Raw genomic sequence first — 15,829 nt, 5'->3', positions numbered from 1 at the left:
GGCCTCGACAGCACCGGCCGAGGAGGCGGCACCGCGACGCAGAGAGCGGCGGGGCCGGGAGGTGACCTCGACAGCACCGGGCGAGAAGGCGGCACCGCGACGCAGAGAGCGGCGGGGCCGGGAGGTGACCTCGACAGCACCGGGCGAGAAGGCAGCACCGCGACGCAGAGAGCGGCAGGTCGAGGAGGCGGCCTCGACGGCAGCGGCCGCGGAGGCGGCGGGGCGGCGCTGGGTGCGGCGGGTCGGGGAGGTGGGATCAGCGGCACCGGGCGAGGAGGCGGCGGGGCGGCGCAGGGAACGGCGGGGCCGGGAGGCGACCTCGACGGCACCGGCCGCGGGGGCGGCGGGGCGGCGCAGGGTGCGGCAGGGCCGGGAGGCGGCCCCGACGGCACCGGCCGCGGGGGCGGCGGGGCGGCGCAGGGAACGGTAGGTCGGGACGGCGGGGGCCGGCGTGTCTGCCGAGAGCGCGGCGGGGCGGCGCTGGGAGCGGCGGGCTGGAGCGGTGGGGGTGGCCGTCATCTGTCCTCCCGGATGCGTTCTGCGGCGCGGAGGCGGACGGATTGGGCACGGGGGTTGGTGGTGATCTCGGCTTCGTCGGCCTGTTCTGCGCCGCGGGTGAGCAGGCGGATGCGGGGGGCGTGTTCGGGGAGTTCGACCGGTAGGTCGGGTGGGGCGGTTGAGCGGGCTTGTTCGGCTAGGGCCTGCTTGACGATGCGGTCCTCCAACGACTGGTAGGACTCCACCACGATCCGTCCGCCGACCCGCAGCGCTGCCAGGGCAGCCGGGATTGCGCGGCGTAGGACGTCCAGTTCGCTGTTGACCTCGACCCGTAGGGCCTGGAATGTGCGTTTGGCCGGGTGGCCGCCGGTTCGGCGGGCGGGGGCGGGGACGACGGCGTAGATCAGCTCGACCAGCCTGCCGCTGGTGGTGAACGGCTCCTTGGCCCGCTCGGCCACCACCGCCGCGGCGATGCGCGAGGCGAACTTCTCCTCGCCGTACACCCGCAGGATGCGGGTCAGCTCGCCGTGGCTGTAGGTGTTGAGCACGTCGGCCGCGGTCATGCCGGTCGTCTGGTCCATGCGCATGTCCAGCGGCGCGTCCTGGGAATACGCGAAGCCGCGCTCGGCCACGTCCAGCTGCATGGACGACACGCCCAGGTCGAACAGGACACCGTCCACGCGCGACAGTCCCAGACCGGACAGGGCCTCGGGCAGTCCGTCGTAGACGGTGTGCACCAGGTGCACGCGCGAACCGTGCTTGGCCAGCCGCTCGCCCGCCAGCGCCAGCGCGTCGGGGTCGCGGTCGAGGCCCACCAGCGTCAAGTCCGGGAAGGCGGTCAGCAGGGCGTCGGAATGCCCGCCGAGGCCGAGCGTCGCGTCGACCAGCACGGCCGACGGCGCGGCGAACGCCGGTGTGAACAGCTCGATGATGCGGTCGAGCAGCACGGGCACATGCCGCGGCTGCGTCATCGCCACCCCCTTCTCCTCACGAGGTCCGCACCGGGTGCCGCCAGGTCCCCGCCCGCTCGACGGACCTGGCGCCGGGGAAGGTGCGCCAGGGCCGAAAGCGAGCGGACCGAGGCCAAGCGGCACCCGTTCCGCCGTGTTCGGCACGCTCAGAACACGCCGGGCAGGACCTCCTCCCGAGCCTGGGCGTAGCTCTCCTCGTGGTCGTCCAGGTAGGTCTGCCAGGACTGGGCGTCCCAGATCTCCAACCTGGTTATCGCGCCGATGACCACGCACTGCTTCGACAGACCGGCGTAGCGGCGCAGCTCAGGGGCGATGGTGATGCGGCCCTGGCCGTCGGGCCGCTGCTCGTCGGTGCCCGCGAAGAGGTAGCGCTGGTAGGCGCGGACGGCCTCGTTGGTCAGCGGGGCCGCGGCGACCTTGCGCGCCATCTCCTCGAACTCCGCGCGCGGGAACACGTAAAGGCAGTGATCCTGACCCTTAGTGACCATGAGCCCACCCGCAAGCGCGTCCCGATACTTGGCGGGCAGTGTCAGCCGCCCCTTGTCGTCCAGCTTCGGGGTGTGCGTGCCCAGGAACATCAGCACCCACCTCCCTGCCGAACCTGACGGATCGGCCGCGGGGCCCCCTGCTGCCCCACTGCGGGCCACACTACCCCACTTTTCACCACAGTCAACGCGAATCGCGCGGGTCCAGATCGACGAATGGGCGCGTTTCCGCAGCTAGACGCCCGGGGAGCGAAGTGGGGAGCCGGTGGGGCGCAACCGGGCCGGGTTACCGGCGAATCCCCCGCCGGGGGTGGAATCCGGGCATCGCAGGCCGAATCCGGGGCTCCGGTGGGGCTTGGTGGGGGACGTCGGGGGAACCCCGGGAACCGGACGGGGGCGACCCCAGGCAGCAGATAGCGCACAGTAACCACTTGACGACGGAGGAAACGCCGCCACCACCTGCCGGGAAATCTGCACCGACCGCGCCGAATCCGTTGGGTACTTCGCCCCGGTTTGACACACTCCATGGCAGGCTGTCGCGGCCACGGGCGCATCCGTTCGGCCGGCCAGCCCGGGTTGTGCCGCGGCAACGGCGGAGCCGGAACGAACCGCCGGTCTGCATCAGGAGGTCGAGTGACGTCTAGTACCCCGCCCACCGCTCTGCCGGGCCACCCCTACGCAGGGCCGGGTCGCGAGGGGACGACCTCCCCGTACGCCAACTCCGACGGGCACCGCGCGGGGCTGCACGACCTGCACGCCACCGTCCAGCGCATCGCGGCCAACGTCGAACGGGTCCTGGTGGGCAAGCCCGAGGTCGTCCGCATCGCCCTGGTGACCCTGCTGGCCGAGGGCCACCTGCTGGTCGAGGACGTGCCCGGGGTCGGCAAGACCTCGCTGGCCAAGGCGCTGGCCCGCTCGATCGACTGCTCGGTCAGCCGCATCCAGTTCACCCCGGACCTGCTGCCCAGCGACGTCACCGGGGTGTCCATCTTCAACCGCCAGACCAACGAGTTCGAGTTCCGGCCCGGGCCGGTGTTCGCCAACATCGTCGTCGGCGACGAGATCAACCGGGCCTCGCCCAAGACGCAGTCGGCCCTGCTGGAGTGCATGGAGGAGCACCAGGTCACCGCCGACGGGCAGACCTACCCGCTCCAGGCGCCGTTCATGGTGATCGCCACCCAGAACCCGATCGAGATGGAGGGCACCTACGCCCTCCCCGAGGCCCAGCGCGACCGCTTCACCGCCCGGGTGTCCATCGGCTACCCCGACCCGCAGGCCGAGCTGGCGATGGTCGACGAGCACGCCGGGCAGGACGTCCTGCGCACGCTCCAGCCGGTCTCCGACGCCGACCAGGTGCGGGCGCTGGTGGAGACCGTGCGGGCGGTGGCGATGTCGCCGGAGGTCAGGCGGTACTCGGTCGAGCTGGTCAGCGCGACGCGCAGGCTCCCGGAGATCCGGCTGGGCGCCTCCCCGCGCTCGACCCTGCACCTCGTGCGCGCCGCGCGCGCCCAGGCCGCGCTGTCCGGCCGCGACTACGTGGTGCCCGACGACATCCACGCCGTCGCCCTCCCCGTCCTGGCCCACCGCCTGGTCCTCACCCCGGAGGCGCAGGCGGCCCGCCGCTCCCCCGCCGAACTGGTCCGCGGCCTCCTCCAGCGGGTCCCGGTCCCCCAGCCCAACCCGGACCGCAGCGGCGCGACGTGGTCCGCCGCCCACCGCTGACGGCCCACCGCCCGCTACTGGAGAAGGAACGCCCATGAGGGGTGCGCTGTCGGGGTTGACCACGCGGGGGCGCTGCCTGCTGGCGGCGGGGGTGGCGGCCGGGCTGTGCTCGCTGGTGCTCAACGAGCGGGACCTGCTGCGGGTGGCGGCGTTCATCATCGCCCTTCCGGTCCTCGTCGCGATGGTGACCGCGGTGGCGCGGGTCGGGTTGCAGGCGCAGCGGCAGATCACGCCGTCGCGGGTGCAGGTCGGCGGGCGGGCCGAGGTGACGCTGCACCTGCACAGCAGCGGGCGGCTGCCCACCGGCGGCCTGCTGGTCACCGACGGCGTCCCCTACGCCCTGGGCGGCAAGCCGCGCTTCGTGGTCGACCACCTGCCGCGGCAGGGCGGGGCGCAGCTGAAGTACGGGCTCCAGCCGATGCTGCGCGGCATCCAGCAGATCGGCCCGCTCAAGGCGGTGGTGACCGACCCGTTCGGCCTGGCGGAGTTCGAGCGCGAGCTGGCGGGGTCGTCCCGGCTGGTGGTGGTGCCGCGGGTGGTTCCGCTGCGGGGCGTGCCGGGCGGGTCGGGGCTCGGGTCCGGCGATGACGGCTCGGTGCGGCTCAACGCGGGCAAGGGCGAGGACGATGTCGTCGTCCGGCCCTATCGGCAGGGCGATGACCTGCGCAAGGTCCACTGGCGCTCGACGGCCAAGCGCGACGAGATGATGGTGCGGGTCGAGGAAAGCCCCTGGCGGGGCGGGACGACCGTCCTGCTGGACCGGCGCGTGGTCGGGCACCGGGGGGCGGGGGCGGCGTCGAGCCTGGAATGGGCGGTGTCGATGGCGGCCAGCGTGTGCGTCCAACTCCACCGCCACGGCCACCAGATCCGCCTGGTCACCGAGACCGGGGGCGTCCTGATCACTGATCACGGCGATGGCAGCCACAACGATGCTCTGCTGTTGGACGAGTTGGCGGCGTTGCAGCCGGTGCACCAGCGGGAGATCAACTGTCCGGCTGATCCGGGGCACGGGCAGGAGTTGATTGCGATCGTGGGGGCGGCTACGGCGGCGTCTCTGGCGCAGTTGATCCGCCATCGCACTCGGGGTGCTCGCAGTCTGGCGATTCTGCTGGACGTGGATGCTTGGGGGGCTGCGCCCAGCGGGATGACGGTTGCCGAGGCGGATATTGATGGAGCCTCGGCTTTGCTGACTGGGGCTGGGTGGGGTGTGGTGACGGCCCGGCCGGAGGTCCCGATGACCCAGGTGTGGGCTGACCTGTGCATGACGGGCACGAAGCGCGTGTCGGGGGTGGGGTAGGTGAGCGGGGGGCGGCGCGGTCGAGCGCGTCGAGCCATGCCGCACCGGCACCCGGCACGGCTCGAGGGTGGAGACGTGAGCGGGCAGCCGCTGACCGGCGCGGGCCGACTCGGGCAGCAGGCACGGCGCGGGGGTGGGCACGTGAGTGAGCGGTCGCTGGCGGGTGGGTTGGGCCGGAGGGTCTCGGGGGTGGGTTGGTGAGCGAGCCGGAGACGCCGCAGGCGCAGTGGTCGGTGACCGTGACGCCGGTGGTTGCTGCGTTGACCGCCTTGTGCGCGTCGACCGCGTTGGCGGGGGTCATCGAGGGGATGCGGTGGCTCGGGTATGCGGGCATCGCGCTCATGGTGGTGACCGCGACCGGGTTGGGGTTGCGGGCGTTGCGGACGCCGACGCTGTTGGTGGCGGTTGCGCAACTCTTCGCGTTGCTGTGCCTGCTGGTCGCGTTGTTCACCAGCAGCGGCATCCTCGGGCTGCTCCCCGGTCCCGCCGCGATCGGCGATCTCGGGGTCGTGCTGGAGTCGTCGGTGGAGGCGGTGCGGGTCGGGGTGCCGCCGGTGCCTGCGACGACGCCCGTGCTGTGCCTGGTGGTCATCGCGATCGGGCTGGTCGGGGTGCTGGTCGACACGCTCGCGGTGGCGGCGGGGACGCCCGCGGCGTGCGGGTTGGTGCTGCTGTGCGTGTACGCGGTTCCGGCGTCGCTGGCCGACGACATGCTGCCCTGGTGGTCGTTCGTCCTCGGCGCTACGGCGTTCGCCGTGCTGCTGGCCGTGGATGGGGCGCACCGCAACCAGGTGTGGCGCAACCGGCCGGTCATGCCGGGGACCGGTCGCGGCATCGGCTCGCCGTCCGCGCTGGTGTCGGTGGCGCTCGCGCTGGGGCTGCTGGTCGGCGCGACGGCCACCGCGGTCGGCACGATCGGCAGCCTGCCCGGCGGGGGCGCGGGCGGCGGGGCGGAGGGCGGGCTGGCGCTCAAGCCGTTCACCGCGCTGCGCGGCATGCTCAGCCAAGGCGCCAACGTCGAGCTGTTCCGGGTCCGCGGCCTGGGCACGGAAGGCCGCTACCTGCGCGCCCTCACCCTCCCCCGCTACGACGGCGCGGGCGGCTGGCAGCCCGCCGAGGCCCTGCCGGACAACATCCCGGCCAACGGCCTGCTCCCGCTCGGCCCCGGTGACGACGGCGGCGGCCTGGTCAGCGCGGTGGAGATCGAGCCGATCAACTCCGAGGACCTGTGGGCCCCGGTGTACGGCACGCCCCGCCAGCTGCGCGACCTGCCGCCCGGCATGTTCTACGACCCCAGCGGCGGCATGGTGTACTCGCGCAACGCGCGCAAGCTGCCCAAGTACGTCGAGGAAGCCGACCTCAGCCAGCCCACCGCCGACGACCTGCGCCGCACCGGCTCCGACTACGGCGAGCTGGACCCCGCCTACCTGGTCAACGACGGCATCGACCCCGAGGTGGTCGCCCTGGCCGAACGCCTGGTGCGCGGCAAGTCCAACGCCTTCGACAAGACGGTGGCGCTACAGGAGTACTTCGCCCCGTCCAACGGCTTCCGCTACCGCACCGAGACCAGCCAGGCCTCGGGCGTCGAAGCGCTCAAGGACTTCCTCTTCGGCGCGAAGGTCGGCTACTGCGAGCAGTACGCCTCCTCGATGGCCCTGCTGGCGCGGGCCGCGGGTCTGCCCAGCCGGGTCGCCATCGGCTTCACCGCCGGCTACCAGTCCGGCGACTACCGGTCGATCACCACCCAGGACGCGCATGCGTGGGTGGAGGTCTTCTTCCCCGGCGAAGGCTGGGTCACCTTCGACCCGACCCCGCTCTCCGACGGCCGCGGCTACCAGCCGCCGTACGTCGAGGAGAACCCGAGCACCGACCCGTCGACCGGGGTGACCGAGGAGGAGATCCCGACCGGATCGCGGGAGCCGTCGGCAGCGCCGCAGGACGAGGAGATCACCACGGACGCGGGTGCGGCGCCTGATGAGGATGAGTCGGGGCTGTCCATTCCGTGGCCGGTGTGGGTCGGGGTCGGGCTGATCGCGCTGGCGGTGGTGGTCAGGCGGCGGATGCTGTGGGTTTCCGTGCCGTCGGTGATCCTTGCGGGGGTGTTCCTGCTGGGGGCGCTTTCGTGGTGGCTGTCGGCGTTGTGGCTGGTGTTGTGCATTGCCGCTATTCCGGCTTGCGTGCGGGGGTGGCGGCGGCATGAGGTGCAGCAGGCGCTTTCGGGGTCATCGCTCGATCCGGCTGCGGCGGTGTGGCGGGAATTGTTGGCAGAGTCGGAGGATCGGGGCGTATTGGTTCCTTCGTCCGATACGGTTCGGCTGGCTGCGCGGCGGATTGCGAAGGAGCACAGCCTGGATGAGCCGGGGCGGCAGGCGTTGCGGGCTGTGGTGGATTCGGTGGAGAGGTCTTGGTATGGGGGGCGGGAGGTCGATCCTCGGTTGAGGGGGGCGTTTGAGGAGGTGGTGGCGGGGTTGCGGAGGACTTCGCCACTGGCGTTCAAGGCCCGGGTGATGCCGCGGTCGGTGGTTCGGCGGCGTCGGCGGGAGTGAGGGGGCTCGCTCGGTCCGTCGCGGGACTTGCGCGTGGGGGTCACGCGGTTTTGGGTGGTCGCGCGGCTTCGTGCGGTGGGTCCGACGGGGTGAACTCGCATTAATTGGCAGGCACGCTGTAATTTAATGTTAGCACTACCGACTCTGCGCAACGGCCATTAGGCGAGCTTTAATGTCCTCGGAAAGACCCACCTCTCCCGCCCTTCCGATTGGACCCAGAAGCCGCCGCGCATCCTCTAAAGTCTCCCTGATCTTTCGTCGAACGATTCGGGGCTGCAGGTCTGACATCTTTTCCCGCAGTTCGTCGGCTAAGTCAAGTAGATCTTGCGGCACTGCATCAAGGACAGACATGTTCAGCATGAGTGGGATGGAATCTGCGCCACGTTTGCTAATACGCGACCGAACGGGGCCGATAGTAAGATAGTTGAGCATGAAGTCCGGGCTGATCGCAGGCGATGCTGGCGGTCGGCCGCCCACAAAGCTCGCAATCTCATCTCTCAGTCTAAAAGCTGTTCTGTCTAGGGTAAGCCACCAACTCTTGTAACCGAATGCCGAAGTACGTTCACGACGTTGCTCTCTGCGAACGATAATTCCTACATAGTTCTCAACGTCATGGCTCACCAGCCGTTCGCGAGTTGCACTATCAAGGGGCGGAATACCTAGTTGAGCTCGCCGTCGCTCTTTGTACTCCCTGTTCTTATGCCATGCTTCAGCCACTGCAGCCCGCAGGCTCAGGTCGGACATATCCACATAGCTCGACAACGATTCTTCTTCGATCTTGTGGACCTCGGAAAGGTACTCAACAAGATCGATCTCTGGGTTCTCTCCGCAGAAGTTCTCCAACCAAACCTCGAACTCGTTGTCAGGTCGACCAGACAAGCGGTGCGAGTAGAGGAGGAAAGGGGGCGACCCGTGAGCGCCTCCAGCAGTCGTTGCCCTCAAGTACGCCTTGCATCTACGAATATGTGTAGCAAGTTCTTCAACAACACCGGAAGTAACATGCAGTTTTAGTCCGCAGCTGGATGCAGCCGAGAACATTTCTGTATGAGATCTTGCGGAAGTCTCCAGTAGCTCCTCGGCAAGGATCGGCAACACCACCGACGTGTCGAGCCATATGTCACCTTCGGAGAAGATCTTAACAACGGCCGACTGAACATCCGGAGTTTCGCGCATGAACGCGAACAGCGTGTATGTGTCAGCCAAGCTGCGCAGGAATGCCTTGACCTCAGGGGGTGGAGATACCAGTAGAGTTTGGAGCGTGGCAGCTAGAATGTGTATGGGCAGTACTAGCTTCCCCCCAATTTTGGCCTCGACCGCGCTAACTACAGCCTCAATGTCCGCTGGCCGCACGTCCGTGCCTCGGTCACGCGATACCGCGACAGCAAAGGCTTCCCCCCTGTTGAGTAGCACTTCTTCGATCATCGACCGACACGTATCAACTAGGCCGGAGATGTCAGATTCTTGCAGCATTAGGCCCGACTCTGATGCGGAGATTTCAATGGCAGCCCTAATATGTTCTCGTAGGACTGCATCAAGTAGGGAAAGCTCCGATATTCTCTCAGCCAAGCGTACTCTCTCGGCCCAGGTTAGACAGAATTCATCCAGTTTTTGCCAGCTGCGGATGTACTTCTTGTTTAACCTACCGAGGGCGCCGTCTACCTGCTCCTTCAGAAGTCTTCCATGTTGACCCGGCAGTAGTTTTGCGGCGTGAGCATATATCTCCGCTCTTGTCATTCGATCGTCGCTCGTCGTTTCTCGCAGAATCGAACGAACGACAGCCTCGAAACAGAGGCGGGTCAACCCTTTTTCGCGCGTGTCATCTTCCCATTGCAAACGCAGGTAGATGAATGCGGATTTCATCTCAAGATCATCAAGGGCGTACGCCTGATTCTCTATAAGGCGTGTCGGATTGCTAATTAGGGGATCTACTACAAGTTGCGCAAGTTCCTCCGCTTCGGCCATCGTTGCGCTTGATGCGTTTCTTACCGCGATCAACCAATCAAGACCTCGTGGGTCCAAGTGTAGGCCATAACTCTTGCGAATCTCGCGACGGAGGTCGGGAGCCTTCGAGTCAATAGGCTGGTTTGTGACGTAGATCAAGATGCGAACTGCAGGAAACTTCACCTTAATACGCTTGCAGGTTTCATCGATCTTCTTGGCAAAATCGACGCGAACCGAGTACTGGACTACCGTTGTCGGATCGTCCTCCACCTCGAATAGCAGGGCGTCGGCGCCACCGTCACCCGATAGGCCGCTGGTGGGGCGCAGATTCGGAAACTCGTCAGCAAGAAAGACGGAGGCCAAACGCTCGAACGGCCGCCACTGAGTTGGCTCCAAGCGTTGCAGGGCCATGGTGAACCGTTCGGTAGTGATGGCCACAGTGAGCTCCTTGCCGTCGGGTGCCGCTCGGGTAACTCCACAGTTCTATCCCAAGGGGTCGCCGGCAGCCACTGAGCCGTTACCTCCATCGGGGGCAGCTCACGGAGTACGCGCGGACTCGCACGTAGCGTTGCCAGTTGGTAACTATTGGTAGTACCGTCCACGAATGCGCCCCTCACCGGACAGTTGGGCGGGGGCGCGTCACTTTGGGTGAATGGGCAAGTTCCTTATGGGTTAGGCACGACTTATGGGTAAGGGCACGAATGGTCGCTCGTGTGCGTTCCCAGGCACGCATGCGAAAGGCCGGTCGGCCCTTGGGGGCCGACCGGCTTGTTTGTCTGCTGGGTGCTAGCGCTCCTCGTCAAAGCGCTTGCGGAAGCGTTCTTCCATTCGTTGGGAGAAGCCGCTGCGGTTGGGGGGGGCGGTGCCGGTTGGCTCACTCTCCTCGGCGCTGGTCTTGTCGCCCTTGCGGAAGGACGTCCAGGCCAGTAGGGCGCCACCGAACATGATCAAGAAGCCGAGCAGGCTCACCACGGGGACCCCGCCCACCTTGGGCAGCATCACACCGGTCACGAGCAGCGCTGCGCCCAGCAGCAGCAGGGCGATGCCCTGCAGCTTGCGCCGCCTCGACGGCTTGCGTAGGCGTGCTCCTCGGACGGTGGAGGCGAACTTCGGGTCCTCTGCGTAGAGCGCGCGCTCGATCTGGTCGAGCAGTCGCTGCTCGTGCTCGGAGAGTGGCATCGTTCCTCCTCCGGCACTGCGGTCGCGGGCGCCGGGCGATCACGGGTTGCCGCCGGACCCGGCGGGCACCCCCGCCGGGGGGTGTCGTCCACCAGGATACGGCGCATTCAACGCCGCGACTACCCGATCCGGGATCACCGGGCCACAGCTTTGCCGGACTCCTCCCCCGAACGTGATCCGGTCATACCAATACCACCATCCGTGTTCGTTATGTCACCGAACGCGATCGGGGCGGCGAGGAGGGAGTCCGGGATGGCGAAGGCGTTCACCAGGGTGACGGCGTGCGGGCGCAGGGTGCGGCACAGGGCGTTGACGGCGCCGGTGACGGCCTTCGCGCGGGCCGTGGTGAAGCGGCCGTGGCCGAGGAACCAGTCGAGGTCGGCCTCGATGTTCGACAGGACGTAGAGGTCGCAGACGCGGTTGAGCAGCGGCGACGGGTTGCGGTCGATGGCGGCGACGAACGCCTCCAGGACGATCCGGTCGACGTGGACGCGGGCGGCGCGCAGGGCGTGGTCCTGGGCGGAGTTGAACACCTCGAAGGCGTCGGCGGAGGGGTCCGCGGCGCGGCGGAGCCTGCGGGCGAGGGTGTCGAGGACGTGCTTCTCGCGGTCCTCGAAGACCTTGAGGTGCCAGCCGCGGTCGAGCAGGTCGGTCTCCTCGTCGCGGGAGGTGACGGCGTTCACCAGGCGCTCGATGACCGCGCGGGCGGCTGTGCGTTCGATCACGGCCTCGACGAACTGGTCGGCGATCACCCGGCCGAGGCCGCGTTCGCCGATGTGCTGCTGGTAGCCGCTCAGCAGGCCCTTGGAGACCAGTTGCAGCAGCACCGTGTTGTCGCCCTCGAACGTAGTGAACACGTCGGTGTCCGCTTTCAGCCTGGGGAGCTGGTTGGCCATCAGGTAGCCCGCGCCGCCGCACGCCTCGCGGCAGATCTGCACCGTGCGGGTCGTGTGCCAGGTGCTGATCGCCTTGAGCCCGGCGGCGCGGGACTCCAGCTCGCGGCGGTCGGCGTCCTCCGGCAGGTCGTGCAGGCTGCTGACCAACTCCTCCTGGGCGAAGTGCAGGGCGTAGGTCGTGGCCAGGGCGGGCAGCAGCTTGCGCTGCTGGGCGAGGTAGTCGAGCACGGCGACCTCGTCGCCGGTGTCCGGGTGGGTGAACTGGCGGCGCCGGTCGCCGTAGCGCACGGCGATGGCCAGCGCCTTCTTCGCCGCGCTGCCCGCCGCCCCCGCAACGCTGATCCGGCCGCGGATGAGCGTGCCGAGCATGGTGAAGAACCGCTTGGCGTCGCCCTCGATCGGGCTGTGGTAGGCGCCGTCGGCGTCGACGGAGCCGTAGCGGTCGAGGAGGGCGTCGCGGGGGACGCGCACGTCGTCGAACCAGATGCGGCCGTTGTCGACGCCGTTGAGCCCGGCCTTGGGGCCGCAGTCCTCGATGCGCACGCCCGGCAGCACGTTCCCGGCCTCGTCGCGGATCGGCACGACCAGGGCGTGCACGCCGTGGCCGACCCCGCCGACGACCAGCTGGGCGAAGACGACGGCGACCCGGCCGTCGCGGGCGGCGTTGCCGATGTAGTCCTTGCGGGCGGCGTCGTCGGGGGTGCTGATGACGAAGCCGTCGCCGTCGAAGGTCGCGGTGGTCCGCAAGCTCTGGACGTCGGAGCCGTGGCCGGTCTCGGTCATGGCGTAGCAGCCCGCGAGGTCGAGGTCCATCAGGGGGCGCAGGTAGCGGTCGTGGTGGCGCTCGGTGCCCAGGGCCTCGATGGCGCCGCCGAACAGGCCCCACTGCACCCCGGCCTTGACCATCACCGACAGGTCGCCGAAGCCCAGCATCTCGAAGGCGGTCAGCGCGCCGCCGGGGTCGCCGTCGCCGCCGTAGGCGGTGGGGAAGCCGATGCGCGGGTAGCCGGTGCGGGCCAGCTCCCGCAGCTCGGTGTGGACGACGGCCCGGTAGCCCTCGGTGGTGAGGTCGGCGGTGTCGGGCAGGCCGCGCTCGGCCATCCGCGCCCTGGCCTCGGCGCGCACGTGCGCCCACCGGCCGTCGAGCAGGCCGGTCAGCGCCTCCGCTGGGATCGGTGGGGTGTCCGGGATGTCCATGTCCCGACGCTAATGGCGCATCCCGTGCTCCGCTCACTGGCGCAAGATCGCCGCCTGCGGTTGGCTGGCCCGCATGGATCCCGTCTCGGCGCTCCGGCAGATCGCGCTGTTCCTGGAACGCTCCGGCGCGCACACCCAGAAGGTCCGGGCGTTCCGCAGGGCCGCCCAGGTCATCGCCGACCTGCCCCCGGGCGAGGTCGCCACCCGCGCGAAGGCGGGCACGCTGACCGGCCTGCCCGGCATCGGCGCGTCGACGGCGAAGGTGATCGCGGAGGCGGTGGCCGGGGGCGAGCCGGAGTACCTGACCGAGCTGCTGGCGAAGGCGGGGGGCGGGCCGCCCCAAGGCGGTGAGGAGCTGCGCAAGGCCCTGCGTGGCGATTGCCACACGCACTCCGACTGGTCCGACGGGGGCAGCCCGATCCGGGAGATGGCGGAGGCGGCGCAGAAGCTCGGGCACGAGTGGATGGCGCTGACGGACCACTCGCCGCGGCTGCGGGTCGCCCACGGGCTCAGCGCGGATCGCCTGCGCAGGCAGCTTGACGTGGTGGCCGAGCTGAACGCCGAGCTGGCCCCGTTCCGGATTCTGACCGGGATCGAGGTGGACATCCTGGACGACGGGGGGCTTGATCAGCAGGCGGAGTTGTTGGCGTCACTGGATGTGGTGGTGGCGAGCGTGCACTCGCAGCTGCGGATGCCGCGGCGGCAGATGACGCGGCGGATGGTTGCTGCGGTGTCGAACCCGCTGGTGGACGTGCTGGGGCACTGCACGGGGCGGTTGGTCACGGGGAAGGGGCGGCCGGAGTCGGAGTTCGATGCTGAGGAGGTGTTCGGGGCTTGCGTGGAGCACGGGGTCGCTGTGGAGATCAACTCCCGGCCGGAGCGGCTTGACCCGCCTCGGCGGTTGCTGCGGTTGGCGGCGGATCTCGGGTGTGTGTTTGCGATCGATAGCGACGCGCATGCGCCTGGGCAGCTTCATTGGCAGCCGTATGGGTGCGCGCGGGCTGAGGAGTGCGGGATCACGGCGGATCGGGTGATCAACACGCGGTCGGCGGAGGAGATGCTGGCGGCTTTCTAGGGGCGGCTCGGCTGGGGATGGGGTGCCGCTGCGGGTGAGGGCGGGCCGGGGCGGGCGCCGGGGCGGGCGGACCGAAGCCGACGGGCCGACAGCGACCAGCTGAAGCACGCGGAGGCGGGGGTGCCAGCGGGGCCGGGCGGTGCGTGGAGCGGGGAGGCGGGGGTGCGCAGGCTCGGCGCTTTCCTCGGTGGCGGCGCGAGGAGGGCTGGTTGCTCGGGTGGTGGTGGTGAAGTGGTGTGGTGAAGGAGGTGGGTGGGGGCTAGACCGGGACGCCTGCGTTGGAGACGGCGGTGAATTCGCGGAGGCCGGTTAGCAAGGCGGCGCGGCCGTCGGCGGTCATGTTGGAGAGGACGCGGCCTAGGTCGGCTCGGCGGTCGTGGCGGAGGCGGGTTAGGAGGGCGTGGCCTTCGTCGGTTACGAGGAGTTCGACCTCCCTGCGGTCCTGCTCGCCTGGGCGGCGGCGCAGCAGGCCCGCGGACTCCAGGCGGTCGCACAGCCTGCTCGCCGAGGACGGCAGGACGTTGAGCAAGGCCGCCAGCCGGGTCAGGGTCAGGGGTTCGGCGCTCTCGGCGAAGTGCAGCGCGCGGAGCTGGAGCGCGGGGACCTTCGGGTAGATGGCGGTGTTCGCGCGGGTGAGGACGAGTCCCAGGGCCAGCGCGGCCGCCTCGATCTCGGCTACCTCGTCCGGGCCGGGAACCTCGGGTGCCATGCGCACAAGGGTGGCACACCCGGTCTATTCGAGGCGCACCAGAGGGAACTCGGCCCAGACGCAGAGGCCCGAGTCGTTGCCGCGGTGACCCCACCGGGTGCTGACCGCGGCGACGATCGCCAGGCCGCGGCTGCGCGGTGTGCTGGGCGAAAGCGGGACCAGGGCCGGGTTCGCACCCAAGCCCTGGTCGCTGACCTGCACCCGGAGGCATCGGCCGCTCAGATTCACCAATTCGAGAACGACCTCGCCGACCCCGTGCTCCACCGCGTTGGTGACCAGCTCGGAGACGGCCAGCAGGACGTCCTGCACCAGGTCGTCGACCACCCGCCAGGAGTCGAGGACGGCAGCGGTGAAGTAGCGGGCCGACGCGGCCGACTCCGGGCGCCTGCGCAGCCGGATCAGGGCCGTCCGGACCCCCGGTCCGGCCGCGCCCCGATCGCCACCAGTCACCGCCTTCATGTGCGAGGAGTTACCCCATCCGGCGGACGGTGAACCACACCGCGCGTGACCGGGTGATGTTCGTCACTCACTGAGGCCGAACACCGCCGACAAGCCCGTGATCTCGATGATCCGGCGCACCCGCTCGTGCGGGGCGCGCAGCTTGAGCGTGCGCCCGGCGTCCTCGGCCTGCTTGCGGGCGGCCACCAGCACCCGCAGCCCGGCGGAGTCCATGAACTCCACGCGCGACAGGTCGACCTCGATCGTGGTCGCGGCGGTCCCGGCCATCGCCTCCGACAGCGTCCGCTCCAGATCCGCGGCCGTGGCCAGGTCCACCTCGCCCGACACCGAGATGACAATCGGGTCGGAGCCCTCGGTCTTGGTTTCCACAGTCGTCCTTCCTCGGCGCGGGTTGCCCTGCTCGGCACACCCTAATCACCCCGTGACCCGAGCGGGTCACGACAACACCGTTTCACCCCCGACAGCGCCGGGTAAGTCGCAGGCGACCCCGCCGCACCCCAGCGGAGGGCACCCGAGGGAGGGAAACGCCATGGCCGAGATCACCCGCCTGCCCAAGCCGGTCGCCGAGTCCTGGTCCTGGCAGCTGCAAGGCTCCTGCCGGGGTGCCGACGCGATGATGTTCTTCCACCCCGACGCCGAGCGCGGCCCCGCGCGGCACGCCCGCGAGGAGCGCGCCAAGGCGATCTGCCGCGCCTGCCCCGTGCTTGAGCAGTGCCGCGAGCACGCGCTCGCCGTGCAGGAGCCGTACGGCATCTGGGGTGCGATGGGCGAAGGCGAGCGCCGGACGCTGATCGCGCAGCGCCGCCGCGCTCTCAAGGCTTCCTGACCCGCAGTCCGCGCTGGGGTACGCAGCG

Annotated in this window: 13 protein-coding genes; 5 read left to right on the top strand and 8 right to left on the bottom strand. The window is 69.4% G+C overall.

Annotated features, from left to right (window positions below; all coding sequences use genetic code 11):
- Positions 1-515 precede the first annotated feature (515 nt).
- Both rsmH and mraZ read right to left on the bottom strand, forming a co-directional pair.
- Positions 516-1,469, bottom strand: coding sequence for a 16S rRNA (cytosine(1402)-N(4))-methyltransferase RsmH (gene rsmH, locus ACWEPX_RS02970; RefSeq protein WP_451895728.1), 954 nt, complete (start codon positions 1,467-1,469; stop codon positions 516-518).
- 146 nt (positions 1,470-1,615) lie between these two features.
- On the bottom strand, positions 1,616-2,047 hold the full coding sequence (gene mraZ, locus ACWEPX_RS02965) for a division/cell wall cluster transcriptional repressor MraZ (protein WP_451895727.1): 432 nt from the start codon (positions 2,045-2,047) through the stop codon (positions 1,616-1,618).
- A 540-nt stretch (positions 2,048-2,587) separates the two neighbouring features.
- On the opposite strand from mraZ, the gene ACWEPX_RS02960 reads away from it, so the two are divergent.
- The 3 genes from ACWEPX_RS02960 (at position 2,588) to ACWEPX_RS02950 (ending at position 7,519) form a co-directional block, all read left to right on the top strand.
- Entirely contained in the window at positions 2,588-3,676 is a 1,089-nt protein-coding gene (locus ACWEPX_RS02960) for an AAA family ATPase (protein WP_451895387.1), read from the top strand.
- 34 nt (positions 3,677-3,710) lie between these two features.
- Positions 3,711-4,973 carry a DUF58 domain-containing protein gene (locus ACWEPX_RS02955; RefSeq protein ID WP_451895386.1) on the top strand — a complete coding sequence of 421 codons (1,263 nt, stop codon included), beginning with the start codon at positions 3,711-3,713 and terminating at the stop codon, positions 4,971-4,973.
- Positions 4,974-5,170: 197 nt separating this feature from the next.
- Positions 5,171-7,519 carry a transglutaminase TgpA family protein gene (locus ACWEPX_RS02950; RefSeq protein ID WP_451895385.1) on the top strand — a complete coding sequence of 783 codons (2,349 nt, stop codon included), beginning with the start codon at positions 5,171-5,173 and terminating at the stop codon, positions 7,517-7,519.
- Positions 7,520-7,654: 135 nt separating this feature from the next.
- Here ACWEPX_RS02950 and ACWEPX_RS02945 read toward each other — a convergent pair whose 3' ends face one another.
- The 3 genes from ACWEPX_RS02945 to ACWEPX_RS02935 form a co-directional block, all read right to left on the bottom strand.
- Positions 7,655-9,898 carry a hypothetical protein gene (locus ACWEPX_RS02945; RefSeq protein ID WP_451895384.1) on the bottom strand — a complete coding sequence of 748 codons (2,244 nt, stop codon included), beginning with the start codon at positions 9,896-9,898 and terminating at the stop codon, positions 7,655-7,657.
- Between the two features lie 348 nt (positions 9,899-10,246).
- A complete protein-coding gene (locus ACWEPX_RS02940) occupies positions 10,247-10,639 on the bottom strand; it encodes a DUF3040 domain-containing protein (RefSeq protein WP_451895383.1) in 393 nt (130 codons plus the stop codon).
- 134 nt (positions 10,640-10,773) lie between these two features.
- Entirely contained in the window at positions 10,774-12,732 is a 1,959-nt protein-coding gene (locus ACWEPX_RS02935) for an acyl-CoA dehydrogenase family protein (protein ID WP_451895382.1), read from the bottom strand.
- A 73-nt stretch (positions 12,733-12,805) separates the two neighbouring features.
- On the opposite strand from ACWEPX_RS02935, the gene ACWEPX_RS02930 reads away from it, so the two are divergent.
- Positions 12,806-13,807, top strand: a complete 1,002-nt coding sequence (locus tag ACWEPX_RS02930) for a PHP domain-containing protein (protein WP_451895381.1) — start codon at positions 12,806-12,808, stop codon at positions 13,805-13,807.
- A gap of 259 nt (positions 13,808-14,066) precedes the next feature.
- Here ACWEPX_RS02930 and ACWEPX_RS02925 read toward each other — a convergent pair whose 3' ends face one another.
- The 3 genes from ACWEPX_RS02925 to ACWEPX_RS02915 all read right to left on the bottom strand — a co-directional run bounded on the left by ACWEPX_RS02925 (position 14,067) and on the right by ACWEPX_RS02915 (position 15,344).
- Positions 14,067-14,516 carry a MarR family transcriptional regulator gene (locus tag ACWEPX_RS02925; RefSeq protein ID WP_451895380.1) on the bottom strand — a complete coding sequence of 150 codons (450 nt, stop codon included), beginning with the start codon at positions 14,514-14,516 and terminating at the stop codon, positions 14,067-14,069.
- A 24-nt stretch (positions 14,517-14,540) separates the two neighbouring features.
- Positions 14,541-14,975: an ATP-binding protein gene (locus tag ACWEPX_RS02920; protein WP_451895379.1), complete on the bottom strand. Its 435-nt coding sequence runs from the start codon at positions 14,973-14,975 to the stop codon at positions 14,541-14,543.
- A 63-nt stretch (positions 14,976-15,038) separates the two neighbouring features.
- On the bottom strand, positions 15,039-15,344 hold the full coding sequence (locus tag ACWEPX_RS02915) for an STAS domain-containing protein (RefSeq protein WP_451895378.1): 306 nt from the start codon (positions 15,342-15,344) through the stop codon (positions 15,039-15,041).
- A 160-nt stretch (positions 15,345-15,504) separates the two neighbouring features.
- Between ACWEPX_RS02915 and ACWEPX_RS02910 the strand changes: the two genes are divergently transcribed.
- Positions 15,505-15,801 carry a WhiB family transcriptional regulator gene (locus ACWEPX_RS02910; protein WP_451895377.1) on the top strand — a complete coding sequence of 99 codons (297 nt, stop codon included), beginning with the start codon at positions 15,505-15,507 and terminating at the stop codon, positions 15,799-15,801.
- Positions 15,802-15,829: the final 28 nt, after the last annotated feature.

The sequence above is a fragment of the Actinokineospora sp. NPDC004072 genome (assembly GCF_053604195.1).
Note: the sequence above shows the minus strand (reverse complement) of the source record. Positions and strands in the feature narration are given on the sequence as shown.